The sequence below is a fragment of the Nocardioides sp. genome, assembly GCF_024509035.1.
Lineage (GTDB): Bacteria > Actinomycetota > Actinomycetes > Propionibacteriales > Nocardioidaceae > Nocardioides.
Map to the genome: position 1 here is coordinate 1 of NZ_JANINT010000043.1, position 12,011 is coordinate 12,011.

Annotated in this window: 12 protein-coding genes and 1 pseudogene; 3 read left to right on the forward strand and 10 right to left on the reverse strand. The window is 71.9% G+C overall.

Going from position 1 to position 12,011, the window contains the following annotated elements; genetic code table 11:
• The 9 genes from Q0L15_RS03935 to Q0L15_RS03975 all read right to left on the reverse strand — a co-directional run.
• On the reverse strand, positions 1-1,304 hold a 1,304-nt coding region (locus tag Q0L15_RS03935), incomplete at its 3' end, for a DEAD/DEAH box helicase (RefSeq protein WP_296602392.1).
• Between the two features lie 214 nt (positions 1,305-1,518).
• Positions 1,519-1,713, reverse strand: a complete 195-nt coding sequence (locus Q0L15_RS03940) for a CsbD family protein (protein WP_296602394.1) — start codon at positions 1,711-1,713, stop codon at positions 1,519-1,521.
• A gap of 45 nt (positions 1,714-1,758) precedes the next feature.
• On the reverse strand, positions 1,759-3,198 hold the full coding sequence (locus tag Q0L15_RS03945; protein ID WP_296602395.1) for an NAD(P)/FAD-dependent oxidoreductase: 1,440 nt from the start codon (positions 3,196-3,198) through the stop codon (positions 1,759-1,761).
• 55 nt (positions 3,199-3,253) lie between these two features.
• A complete protein-coding gene (locus Q0L15_RS03950; protein WP_296602396.1) occupies positions 3,254-3,985 on the reverse strand; it encodes a glutamine amidotransferase in 732 nt (243 codons plus the stop codon).
• A gap of 18 nt (positions 3,986-4,003) precedes the next feature.
• The gene (locus Q0L15_RS03955; protein ID WP_296602397.1) at positions 4,004-5,161 is read right to left on the reverse strand and encodes a CaiB/BaiF CoA-transferase family protein; all 1,158 of its coding nucleotides are present in this window, start codon (positions 5,159-5,161) and stop codon (positions 4,004-4,006) included.
• A 70-nt stretch (positions 5,162-5,231) separates the two neighbouring features.
• On the reverse strand, positions 5,232-5,984 hold the full coding sequence (locus tag Q0L15_RS03960; protein ID WP_296602399.1) for an amino acid ABC transporter ATP-binding protein: 753 nt from the start codon (positions 5,982-5,984) through the stop codon (positions 5,232-5,234).
• Positions 5,981-6,829: an amino acid ABC transporter permease gene (locus Q0L15_RS03965; RefSeq protein ID WP_296602400.1), complete on the reverse strand. Its 849-nt coding sequence runs from the start codon at positions 6,827-6,829 to the stop codon at positions 5,981-5,983. The genes Q0L15_RS03960 and Q0L15_RS03965 overlap by 4 nt, the downstream gene beginning before the upstream one ends.
• Entirely contained in the window at positions 6,826-7,728 is a 903-nt protein-coding gene (locus Q0L15_RS03970) for an ABC transporter substrate-binding protein (protein ID WP_296602401.1), read from the reverse strand. Before Q0L15_RS03970 ends, Q0L15_RS03965 begins: the two co-directional genes overlap by 4 nt.
• A 21-nt stretch (positions 7,729-7,749) precedes the next feature.
• Positions 7,750-8,205 carry a DUF4396 domain-containing protein gene (locus Q0L15_RS03975; RefSeq protein WP_296602402.1) on the reverse strand — a complete coding sequence of 152 codons (456 nt, stop codon included), beginning with the start codon at positions 8,203-8,205 and terminating at the stop codon, positions 7,750-7,752.
• 49 nt (positions 8,206-8,254) lie between these two features.
• Here Q0L15_RS03975 and Q0L15_RS03980 point away from each other — a divergent pair, with 49 nt between their 5' ends.
• Complete coding sequence (locus tag Q0L15_RS03980; RefSeq protein WP_296602403.1) at positions 8,255-9,247, forward strand: M28 family peptidase; 993 nt, start codon at positions 8,255-8,257, stop codon at positions 9,245-9,247.
• On the opposite strand, the gene Q0L15_RS03985 is transcribed toward Q0L15_RS03980, so the two are convergent.
• Entirely contained in the window at positions 9,213-10,598 is a 1,386-nt protein-coding gene (locus Q0L15_RS03985) for a CapA family protein (protein ID WP_296602404.1), read from the reverse strand. The genes Q0L15_RS03980 and Q0L15_RS03985 overlap by 35 nt on opposite strands.
• 62 nt (positions 10,599-10,660) lie before the next feature.
• Here Q0L15_RS03985 and Q0L15_RS03990 point away from each other — a divergent pair, with 62 nt between their 5' ends.
• Entirely contained in the window at positions 10,661-11,203 is a 543-nt protein-coding gene (locus tag Q0L15_RS03990; RefSeq protein ID WP_296602405.1) for a PadR family transcriptional regulator, read from the forward strand.
• Positions 11,200-12,011: pseudogene (locus tag Q0L15_RS03995) on the forward strand (NADPH-dependent 2,4-dienoyl-CoA reductase); the annotation flags it as partial. The gene Q0L15_RS03990 and the pseudogene Q0L15_RS03995, both read left to right, overlap by 4 nt.

Below are 12,011 nucleotides of genomic sequence, written 5' to 3' on the forward strand. Positions count from 1 at the left end.
GAGGACCCGCCGCCGGAGCGACGCCCCCGCGACCGGTTGCGTCCGCCGCCGGAGCGGCCGGAGCCCTGGCCCGCGGGACGCGGACCGCGAGCGGGCTGCGCCGGGGTCTCGACGACGAGGCCGCCGGGCACGAGCGTCCGCTCGCCGGGTGCGAGCTCGACGAGCAGCGGGTGCGTGGCGCCGTGGATCTTGGTGGTGGTCGGCTTGATGCCGGCCGCCCGGGTCAGGTCGCGCACGTCGCGCACCTGCTCGTCGGTCATCAGCGTGATGACGGTGCCGCGGGCGCCGGCGCGAGCCGTGCGGCCCGAGCGGTGCAGGTAGGCCTTGTGCTCGACCGGCGGGTCGGCGTGCACGACCAGCGCCACGTCGTCGACGTGGATGCCGCGTGCGGCGATGTCGGTCGCGACCAGGGTGGTTGCCCGACCGGAGTGGAAGGCGTCCATGTTGCGGGTGCGGGCGCCCTGGCTGAGGTTGCCGTGCAGCTCGACGGCCGGCACGCCGGACTTGTTGAGCTGCTTGGCCAGCGACTTGGCGCCGTACTTGGTGCGGGTGAACACGACCGTGCGTCCCGGCGCGCTGGTCAGGTCGACCAGCACCGGCACCCGGTGCTCGCGTCCGACGTGCAGCACGTGGTGGTCCATGGTCGCGACCGGCGACTGCGCCGAGTCGGCCTGGTGGGTCACCGGGTTGCGCAGGAAGCGCTTGACCAGCACGTCGATCGCCTTGTCGAGCGTGGCCGAGAACAGCAGCCGCTGGCTGTCGCGCGGGGTGCGGTCCATGATGCGGCGTACGCCGGGCAGGAAGCCGAGGTCGGCCATGTGGTCGGCCTCGTCGAGGATGGTGAGCTCGATCTGGCTGAGGTCGCAGTGACCCTGGCCGATGAGGTCCTCGAGCCGGCCGGGGCAGGCCAGCACGATGTCGACGCCCCGGCGCAGGCCGGTGACCTGCGGGCCCTGGCCGACGCCGCCGAAGACGGTCTGGGTGGTGAGGCCCCCGGTACGGGCCAGGGGCTCGAGCGAGTCCTGGATCTGGTTCACGAGCTCACGCGTCGGGGCCAGGATCAGCGCGCGCGGCTTGCGCGTCTGCGCCGATCGGCCGGACGCGGTCAGCCGCGCGACGAGCGGGAGGAGGAAGGCGTAGGTCTTGCCGGAGCCGGTGCGGCCCCGGCCCAGGACGTCGCGGCCCGCGAGCGAGTCGGGGAGCGTGGCGGCCTGGATCGGCGTGGGCTGGGTGATGCCGAGGTCGGTGAGGACGGCGGCAAGGTTCGCGGGGACGCCGAGGTCGGCGAAGCCCGCAGTGGACACTGCAGAAGACAAGGGAGAACTACTCACTGTTGGCGTGTCTCGCCAGGTGGATTCCCGAGAGGAAGTGGCGCAGCGAAGAAGTCGCCGCGCATAGCCCGAGGCAAGACGGAACGGGCTGCGTCCCCAGTGTAGGGGACGCAGCTCGTCCGAGTTGCATCGTCGATGCGCCGACACGTTGACCCGCCCGAAAGTTCCGGGCGGGTCAACGTGGTGGTCACTTCGTGAGGCCGTCCTTGACGTCCTTGGCGGCGTCCTTGACGTGCTCGCCGGCGTTCTTGAGCTTGCCCTCGGACTGGTCGGCCTTGCCCTCGGCCTCGAGGTCACGGTCGCCCGTGGCCTTGCCGGCCGACTCCTTGACCTGACCGCCGGCCTCTTCGAGCTTGTGCTTGGCCTTGTCACCGATACCCATCGTTACCTCCTCGTGGTGGTAGCAGGGCGGTAGCCAGTCGCGGCCTCAGTGAAACGTCAGGACTCCGTCGTCGATGCGGTCGTGGTTGATCGAGCGCATGTCCTTGAGGTAGTTCTGCCGCAGCTTCCACGGCTCGCGGTCACCCTGCCGGGGCAGCTCGTCGAGTGCCCGCAGGATGTAGCCGGAGCTGAAGTCTATGAGCTGCTGCTCGCCCACGGATGGGTCGCGCGGCGCGACCGCCCGGCGTACGCCGTGCTCGTCCATGTAGGTCAGGAGCCGGCAGACGAAGTCGGCCACGAGGTCGGCCTTGAGCGTCCACGAGGCGTTCGTGTAGCCGATGGTGAAGACGAAGTTGGGGACGTCGCTGAGCATCAGCGCCTTGTAGGTCATGGTGTCCGGCATCTTCACCGGAACCCCGTCCACGACCAGCTCGACGCCGCCCATCGCCTTGAGCGTCAGGCCGGTGGCGGTGACGATGACATCGGCCTCGAGCTCCTGCCCGGACCGCAGCCGGATGCCGGACTCGGTGAACGACTCGATGTGGTCGGTGACCACGGAGGCCCGGCCCGAGCGCATCGCCTTGAACAGGTCGCCGTCCGGCACGAAGCACAGGCGCTGGTCCCAGGGGTTGTACGCCGGCTTGAAGTGCACGTCGACGTCGACGCCGGGCGGCAGCTGCTTGGCGGTCAGCTTGCGGATCGCGTTCTTCACCAGCTGCGGGCGCCGCTGGGCCAGCTGGTAGGTCGCGACCGCCAGCAGGATGGCCTTCCACCGCACGATGGGATAGCTGACCCTGGTCGGCAGTCGCTTGAGTCGCGTCGCCACCGGGTCGCGTCCCGGCAGCGAGAGGATGTACGTCGGCGAGCGCTGCAGCATCGTCACGTGGCCGGCCCCCGCCTGGGCCATCGCCGGCACCAGCGTCACCGCCGTGGCTCCCGAGCCGATGACCACGACCGACTTGTCCGTGTAGTCGAGGTCCGCCGGCCAGTGCTGCGGGTGCACGATCGTGCCGCGGAAGTCCTCCTGCCCGGGGAACTCCGGGGCGAAGCCCTGGTCGTAGTCGTAGTAGCCGCCGCACGCCCACAGCAGGCTCGTGGTGAACGCGAGGAGCTCGCCGTCGTGGTCGACCTCGACCGTCCACAGGTCGGTCGTCGAGTCCCAGCTCGCGGACACGACGCGGTGGCGGTAGCGGATCAGCTCGTCCACGCCGTACTCGCGCGCGACCGTGCGCAGGTAGTCGAGGATCGAGGCGCCGTCGGCCAGGGCCGTGTCGCCCGGCCACGGGCGCCACTTGAAGCCGAACGTGAACATGTCCGAGTCCGAGCGGATGCCCGGGTAGCGGAACAGGTCCCAGGTGCCGCCGCTGACCTCGCGCGCCTCGAGCACCGCGACGCTGCGCTCAGGGTGCTCGGTGCGCAGCCGGCAGGCCGCGCCGATGCCCGACAGGCCGGCGCCGACGATGAGGACGTCCACGTGCTCGCTCATGGACAGACCTTACTGAATATCCGTCAACGAGCCCAGGGGGCACCGAGCCCAGGGGTCACCGAGCGTAGAGCTCGACGAACCTGGCGAGCAGCCGCTGCGGGTGCTCGACCCGGCTGGCCCGCGCCATCGCCAGCAGGCCGTCGAGCTCGTGCGGCTCGAAGTACCCGTGCTCGCGGTACGTCGCGATCCGCAGCGCGAGCCCCGGCCCGTCGAGCTCGGGGTGGAACTGGGTGGCGTAGACGTTGCGCCCGAGCCGGAACGCCTGCACCGGGCAGGCGGCCGACGACGCGAGCAGCACGGCGCCGACCGGCAGCTCGCGGACCGCCTCCTTGTGGCCGAGCAGCGCGTCGAAGGTCGACGGCAGCCCCGCGAACAACCGATCCTGACGCCCGGCCTCGCTCAGCGCGATCGGCACGCACCCGATGGCCTCGCCGTACGTCCGGTCGATCCGGCCGCCCCGCAGGCCGCCCAGGACGCCCACGCCGTAGCAGGCGCCGAAGAACGGGACATCGGCCTCGACGACCCGCGTCGCGAGTGCCCGCAGCTCCGCCTCGGCGCGCCGCTGGACCGGCGACTTCAGCTCCTCGGGGTCGCTGGCGTTGAACGGACCGCCGCCGAGGACGACGCCGGACAGGTCGTCGAGGTCGACGGGACCGATCTCGTCGCGTTCGACGCGGATCCGGCGCACGTCGCGCTCGTCGAGGCCCATGCAGCGCAGGACGGCGGCGTACTCGCTGTCGGCGACCTCGTCCTCGGCGCGCGTGCCCAGGAAGAGGAACGGCTTCATGCGTGCATCATCCCCGGATCACGCCTGGACCGCGGCTCCGCCCTCGATCAGGGCGTCGACGCCGTCGATCCCCCACGCCGTCAGCGCCTCACGGGTGCTCTGGCCGGCGTCCTCGGCGGTGCGGCTCAGCGTCGCCTCGGTGCGGGAGAAGCGCGGCGCGGGCGTGGGCTGGAGGAAGCCGTCGCGCTCCACGAAGACCTCGCGCGCCGCCATGTGCGGGTGCCTCGCCGCCTCGCTGAGCGGGATGATCCCGGCGACGCAGGCGTCGGTGCCCTCGAAGACCTCGACCCACTCGGCCTGGGTGCGGGTGGCGAAGGTGTCGGCGATGAGCGTGCGGAGGGCGTCGGCCTGCTCGGGGTCGTAGCGGTCGGGAGCGGTCTCGGCGATCCCGAGCAGCCGCACGAGCTCGTCGTAGAACTGCGGCTCGAGGGCGCCCACCGACATGTGCTTGCCGTCGGAGGTCTCGTAGATGTCGTAGTAGGGCACCCCGCCGTCGAGCAGGTTCGCGACCCGCTCCTCCTTGAAGGTCCCCGCCGCCAGGAACGCCGCGGTCATCGTGTTGAGGTGGGCCGTCCCGTCGACGATCGCGGCGTCGACGACCTGGCCCCGGCCGGACGTCCTGGCCTCGAGCAGGGCGGCGAGGATGCCGATGACGAGGTACGTCGAGCCGCCGCCGAAGTCGCCGAGCAGGTTGCCCGGGAAGTGCGGGCGGGACTTGTCCTGGCCCAGGCCGTAGAGCGCGCCGGTGATCGCGATGTAGTTCATGTCGTGGCCGGCGACCTCGGCGAACGGACCGGTCTGGCCCCACCCGGTCATCCGCCCGTAGACCAGGCGCGGGTTGAGGGCGTGGCAGTCCTCGGGCCCGATGCCCAGGCGCTCGGCCACGCCGGGGCGCATCCCCTCGACCAGCACGTCGGCCTGCTCGACCAGCTCGAGCACGGTGCGGATCGCGTCGGGGTGCTTGAGGTCGAGGGCCACGCTGGGACGACCGCGGTTGAGCAGCATGTGCGGGCCGCCCCCGGCGAGCAGCTGGCCGCCGGGCCGCTCGATGCGGATCACGTCGGCGCCCAGGTCCGCCAGCGTCATGCACGCGTGTGGCCCCGGTCCGATGCCCGCGATCTCGACCACCTTGACGCCCCGCAGCGGTCCCGTGCCCTGCCCCAGCTCGATGCTCATGCGGGCGATCATGACAGAAGTGCTGTCAGCGTTGCGGGTCGTCCGCCTCTGGCACGCGAATACGCCACCCTCAGGCGGACGACCCGGCCTGGCCCGGGAGCACCCGGCGGAGGAAGTGGCGGGTGCGCTCCTCGCGGGGGTGGGTGAAGATCTCCTCGGGCGGGCCCTGCTCGAGGATCCGGCCCTGGTCCAGGAAGCACACCCGGGTGGCGACGTCGCGGGCGAAGGCCATCTCGTGGGTGGCCAGCACCATCGTCATGCCGCGCTCGGCCTCGGCGCGGACGATCTCGAGCACCTCGCCGACCAGCTCGGGGTCGAGGGCGGCGGTGATCTCGTCGAGCAGCAGCAGGGTGGGGTGGGTGCACATTGCCCGCACCAGCGCGGCGCGCTGCTGCTGTCCTCCGGAGAGCCGGTCCGGGTGCTTGGTCGCCTGGTCGGCCAGCCCGAAGCGCTCGAGCAGCTCCCGCGCCCGGTCCTCCGCCTCGGCACGGCGTACGCCGTGGACCCGGTGCGGCGCCAGCGTGCAGTTCTCCAGCACGGTGAGGTGCGGGAACAGGTTGTAGGCCTGGAAGACCATGCCGATGCGCTTGCGCACGTCGCGGGCGTCGACGCGGGGGTCGGAGATCTCCCGGCCCTCGAACTCGATCACCCCGTCGTCGATGTCCTCGAGCAGGTTGAGGCAGCGCAGCAGGGTGGACTTGCCCGACCCCGACGAGCCGATCAGGCAGATCACGTCGTGCTGCTCGACGCTCAGCGACACGTCGTCGAGCACGACCTTGTCGCCGTAGCACTTCCGCAGGCCGGAGACGGACAACAGGCTCACAGGGCACCCGCCAGCTCACGCCGCCGCATCCGCGCGGTCAGCCAGTCGCACAGCCGCGCCAGCGGCACGGTCATCACGATGAAGAAGCCCGCCGCCACGACCAGCGGCGTGTAGTTGAAGTTGTAGTTGCCGTAGTCGCGCGCGACGAACACCGCCTCGAAGACCAGGGCGGACGACGCGAGCGCGGTGTCCTTCTGCAGCGAGACGAAGTCGTTGAGCAACGGCGGCACCACGCGGCGCACGCCCTGGGGCACGACGACGTGGCGCAGGGTCTGGCCGCGGGAGAGGCCGAGCGCCTCGGCGCTCGCCCACTGCGAGGGATGGACCGACTCGATCCCGGCGCGGAAGACCTCGGCGACGTAGGCGCTGTAGGAGACGATCAGAGCGACGGTCGCCCAGAAGAAGCCGCTGTTGGGCAGGCCCTGCAGCTGCAGGGCCGGCATACCGATCGCCAGCAGGTACACCAGCAGGATCGTCGGGATCCCGCGCACGACGTCGGTGTAGACGACCGCGGTGATGCGCAGCGGCATCAGCCACGGCGAGCGGCTCACCCGGCAGAGCGCGATCAGGATCGCGCTGAGCAGGATGAACACCTCGGCGATCAGGAACATCTTGATGTTGAGCCAGATCGCGTCCCAGATGTCGGGGAACGACGCTCGAGCGTGCTCGGAGCTGAAGAACGTCTCCTGCACGCGCGGCCAGCCGGGCGAGCTCGTGACGACGAGCCCCACGACGAGGAAGACCAGGACGGTCATCGCCGTCGCGATCAGGCCGGACCTGAGCCGGATCCGGCGCCGGACCTGGCGACGCTCGAGCTCGTGCTGGCTCGGGGACCAGTCGATCACTGAAGTTCAGGGACGTTGACCACGTCCGAGAGCCACTGCTGCTCGATCTGGTCGAGCGTGCCGTCCTCGCGCAGCGCGGCCAGCGCCTCGTTGACGCAGCCCACGAGCGGGTTGCCCTTCTCGAAGAGCATCCCGAACTCCTCCTGCTGTCCGGTCTCGGGCTGGAACTGCCCGACGATCGTGCTCTTCGGGATCTCCACCGCGCTGATGTAGAACGCGGTCGGCAGGTCCGCCAGGATCGCGTCGACCTGGTCGTTCTGCAGCGCCTGCTTGGCGACGTTGGTGTCCTCGAAGACCACCGGATCGGCGTCGGGCTGGATGATGTCGCGGATCGCGGTGAGCGAGGTCGTGCCGGTCTGGGCGCCGAGCCGCAGGTCCTTGAGGTCGGCGAGGCTCGCGGCCTCCGCGCCGGCCGTGCCCTTGAGCGCGATCACGGCCTGTGCCGCCTGGTAGTAGCCGTCGGAGAAGTCCACGACCTTCGCCCGCTGGGGCGTGATCGAGATCTGGTTGATGTCGAAGTCGAAGTCCTTCGGGCCGGGCGCGTAGGACTTGTTGAAGGGCACCTTGACCCACATCACCTCGTCGGCGGAGAAGCCGAGCTGCTCGGCGACGGCGTACGCCACGGCGGACTCGAAGCCCTTGCCGTTCTGGGGGTCGTTGTCGACGAACCACGGCTCGTACGCCGGGGAGTCGGTGCCGACGGTCAGCATGCCGTCCGAGGCGACGAGCGGGAGGTTCGCCTTCGCGCAGGCGTCGGCCGGCGCGCTGCTCGCGGCGGTGGTGTCGGAGGCGGCCGGGTCCTGGGCCGTGGTGGACCCGCCGTCCGACTCGGGCGCACAGGCGACGGTCGCGAGAAGCAGGGGCAGGGCGGCAACCGCCAGGGAACTCCGCAGACGCATGGGTGCAGCGTAGGACCACGCTCAGTGGTGCTGGTGGCCTTCGTGCATTTCGTGGACGACAGCGTGACCGCGGCCACGTCCGATCATCGCGTGGTTGACCGGAACGGTCAGCACGAACGCCACCGCGAGGCTCGCGCCGAGCGCGGCCCAGAACAAGACGTCACCGAGGGTGGCGTCGAGCGCGCCGGGCACGGCGAGCATGAAGCCGTTGTCGACGATCTCCATCACCAGGATCGAGACGGTGTCGGCGGCCAGCGCGATCCGGATCGCCGCGCGCACGTCGAGCCCGGCGCGCCGGACGCCGGTGAACGTCAGCAGGTAGCCGAAGAAGAAGGCCAGCACGATCGACAGCGCGATGCTCCCGGCGTTGTGCCACCCCCACCAGGTGGAGAGCACCATGCCCAGCACCTCGCCGATCGCACAGCCGGTGAGGCAGTGGCGGGTCGCGGTGATCGCGGTCTTCCAGGTGGCGTCCATGCGAGCGAACATATACCCCCCTAGGGTATGTGACAAGTACTCTCGACACATGCGCGCGGCCCTCGCCTGCCTCGCCGCCCTGCTCGCGACAGCGGCGGCCTGCACCGCCGAGCCCGTCGCGCCTCGCACACCGCCGGCCACCACGCCGCCCGCGACAGACCGGTCGACACCCTCCATCGCGTCGGCCTCGGATCCGGTACCCACGCCCGGCCCGAGCGACGCGCCGGCCCCCGCGCCGCGGTTCGACGAGGATCGAGCGATCCGGACCGTGCAGGAGCTCGCGGTCGGCGTCGGGCCCCGGCTCGCGACCGGTCGCCGCTTCCTCGCGGCCGGCGCGTTGCTGGGGCCGCGCCTGGTGTCGTACGGCTACAACCCGCGTCGCCAGGTGTTCGCCGTGCCCGGCGGCGACTCGTGGGGCGTGCCGGTCCACCCGGGCCGATCGTTCAACCTCGTCGCGACACCACCCGACTACGACCCGGTGCGGCCCTACGCGATCCTCGGCGCGCACCTCGACACCATCGCCGTCTCCCCCGGCGCCGAGGACAACGCGTCCGGCGTCGCGGTCCTCATGGAGCTCGCTCGCGTCCTGCGCGCCGACTCCGCGCTGCCGATCGTGCTGGTCCTCTTCGGCGGCGAGGAGCCCCGCGGTCCGGGCGACCTGCACCACTTCGGCTCGCAGTACTACGTCGCCTCCATGACGGCGCAGGAGCGCCGCCACCTGGTCGCGATGGTCTCCCTCGACCGGGTCGGCGTGGGCCGGACGGTCCCGCTCTACGCGATCGACGGCGGTCCCACCGACCTGCGCGACCAGCTCGAGCGCGCCGGCGAGCAGGCGGGCGTCCCCACCGTCGTCGGCACCAACACCGGCAGCGACCACGAGTCGTTCGCGGACGCCGGGCTGCCTGCGGCGCGCGTCGGCGGGACGTCATACGCCGCCTACCACTCCGCCGACGACGTGCCCGGGGTGGTCGACCGGACGCAGCTGGCCCGGGTCGGCCGGCTCCTGCTCACCTGGGCGACCGGACGGACGCCAGGTCGCTGAGCTCCCAGAAGGGGTCGAGGATGCTGTGCGCCTCGGCGAACGGAACCACCCGAGGCGCGAAGTCGGCACCGAGCCGGTAGGGCACGAAGTGGGCGGCCACGAGCCGGTCGCCCCAGAACGTCGCCTCGAGCAGCAGCCCCTCCATCGTGTCGGAGCGGAAGTCCATGTCGAAGACGAAGTTGCCGAGCGACTGCACGACGAGCGCGTCGCCGACCATCGAGGCGCCCTGCACCACGTGCGGGTGGCCGCCCACGACGAGGTCGGCGCCGGCCTCGACCAGGCGCCGGGCGACCTGCTCCTGCACGGGCCAGGGCCGGTGGACGTACTGCTCACCCCAGTGCGGCATCACCACGACGACGTCGACGCGGCGGTCCAGTCGGCGTACGTCGGCGAGGACCCTCCCGAGCTCCGCCTGGTCGAGCGGGCCGGTGCGCGGCGGCATGCTCACCGACAGGGCACCAGGCCGCCCGGGCGCGGCCACCGGGGTCTCCCCGATCGCGTTGAAGCCGGTGAACCCGAAGCGGATCCCGTGCCGCTCGACGACGACCGGCTCGCGAGCCGCCGCCAGGTCCCGTCCGGCGCCGAAGGTCGCGAACCCGCCGGCACGCAGCAGCCCGACGGTGCGCACCAGCGACCGGTCCCCGAAGTCGCCGAGGTGGTTGTTGGCCAGGCCGAGGACGTCGAACCCGGCCCGGCGCAGGTCGGCACGGACCGCCGGGGGCGCGACGAACGAGTCCGTGGCCGGGTCCTGGGTCGGCGGGCCGAGACGGGCCATCGTGCTCTCGAGGTTGCCGACGGTGAGGTCGACCGCGGCCAGCCGGCGCGCCATCGGCCCGAGGGCGCCGCGGCCGGTCACCCCGCGTCCGAGCATCACGTCGCCCACGATGCTCACCGTCGTCACCGGCGGGTGCGGCGGTCCGGCCACCTGGAGCGGGTAGGCATCGGGGTCGCGCAGGGGATCGACGCCGCCGACCTCGATCGCCCGGACCCCCGGCCGCATCGCATCGGCGACCACCACCGCGACCGCGTCCATCGGCAAGTGGTCGAGCCGGTCGGTCCGCTCGACGAGCCGCAGCGGCCCGGCCGGCTGCCCGAGCTGCTCCCAGTCCTCGACCCTCCCCTCGGTGACCCACCGGGCCACGGCCTCGGGCACCCGGATCGGCGGCCGGCGGGCGTTGACCGCCAGCACCAGGGGGCGGGTCGTCGGCTCGGCGGGAGCGGTCGTCTCGTCCGGGGGCGGGCTCGAGGGCCGGTCCGAGGCAGAGGGCAGGGGCGGGTCCGGTCGCGTCACCGGGTCCGACGTGCAGGCCCCGAGCAGCGCGGCCGCCGCGAGCACCGCGACCCACCTCATGCGACAGCAGTGTGACGCAGCCGGTCTTGCAACTCGTTGCATAGGTGCGTCACGATCTCCTCATGGCCCTCGAGCACGCCCTCCTCGTCGCGCTCCGCGAGCAGCCCGCCTCAGGGCTGGACCTCGCCAAGCGCTTCGAGCGCTCGATCGGGTTCTTCTGGCACGCCACCCACCAGCAGATCTACCGGGTGCTCGCCCGCATGGACGCCGACGGCTGGGTCCGGGTGACGACCGTCGAGCAGACCGGCCGCCCCGACAAGAAGGTGTACGACGTGACGCCGGCCGGGGCCGAGGTGCTCCGCGCCTGGCTGGCCGCCCCCACCGAGATCGAGCCGCTGCGCAGCGAGCTCGCGGTCAAGCTGCGCGGGGCGTCGTTCGGCGACCCGGGCGCCGTCGTCGAGGTCGTGCGCGCCACCCTCGCCGACCACCACCTGCGGCTCGACCACTACCGCGGACTGATGGCCCGCGACTACCCACGACCGGCCGAGCTGACCGGGCTCGAGCTGGACCAGTACCTCGTGCTGCGCGGTGGCATCCTCATGGAGGAGATGTGGATCGCGTGGCTCACCGAATACCTCCACCGACACGAAGAGGCACACGCGTGACCCCTCACCCCACCTACCCCCACCTGCTCGAGCCGATCACGCTCGGACCGTTGACGCTGCGCAACCGCGTGGTGATGGGCTCGATGCACACCGGGCTCGAGGACAGCCCGCGCGACCTGACGGCGTTCTCGGCGTACCTCGCCGAGCGCGCCCGCGGCGGCGTCGGCCTGATCGTCACCGGCGGCTACGCCCCCAACCGGCGGGGCTGGCTCAAGCCGTTCGCGGCCGAGATGACCACGCGGCTGCAGGCGATGCGCCACCGCGAGGTCACCGGCGCCGTCCACGACGAGGGCGGCGCGATCGCGCTGCAGGTGCTGCACGCGGGCCGCTACGGCTACCACCCGTTCAGCGTGTCGGCCTCGAGCCGCAAGTCGCCGATCACGCCGTTCCGTCCCCGCGCCCTGTCGACCAGGGCCGTCGACCGCACGGCCACCGACTTCGCGCAGTCGGTCGCGCTCGCCCGCAAGGCCGGCTACGACGCCGTCGAGATCATGGGCTCCGAGGGCTACCTCATCAACCAGTTCCTCGCCGCGCGCACCAACGACCGCACCGACGCCTGGGGCGGCACCGCGGCCAAGCGGATGCGCTTCCCGCTCGAGGTCGTACGGCGCTCCCGCGAGCTGGTCGGCGACGACTTCCCGATCGTCTACCGCATCTCGCTGCTCGACCTGGTCGAGGACGGCCAGACCTGGGAGGAGGTCGTCGAGCTGGCCCACGGCCTGGAGGAGGCCGGGGTCACCGTGCTCAACACCGGCATCGGCTGGCACGAGGCCCGGGTGCCGACGATCATCACCCAGGTGCCGCGCGG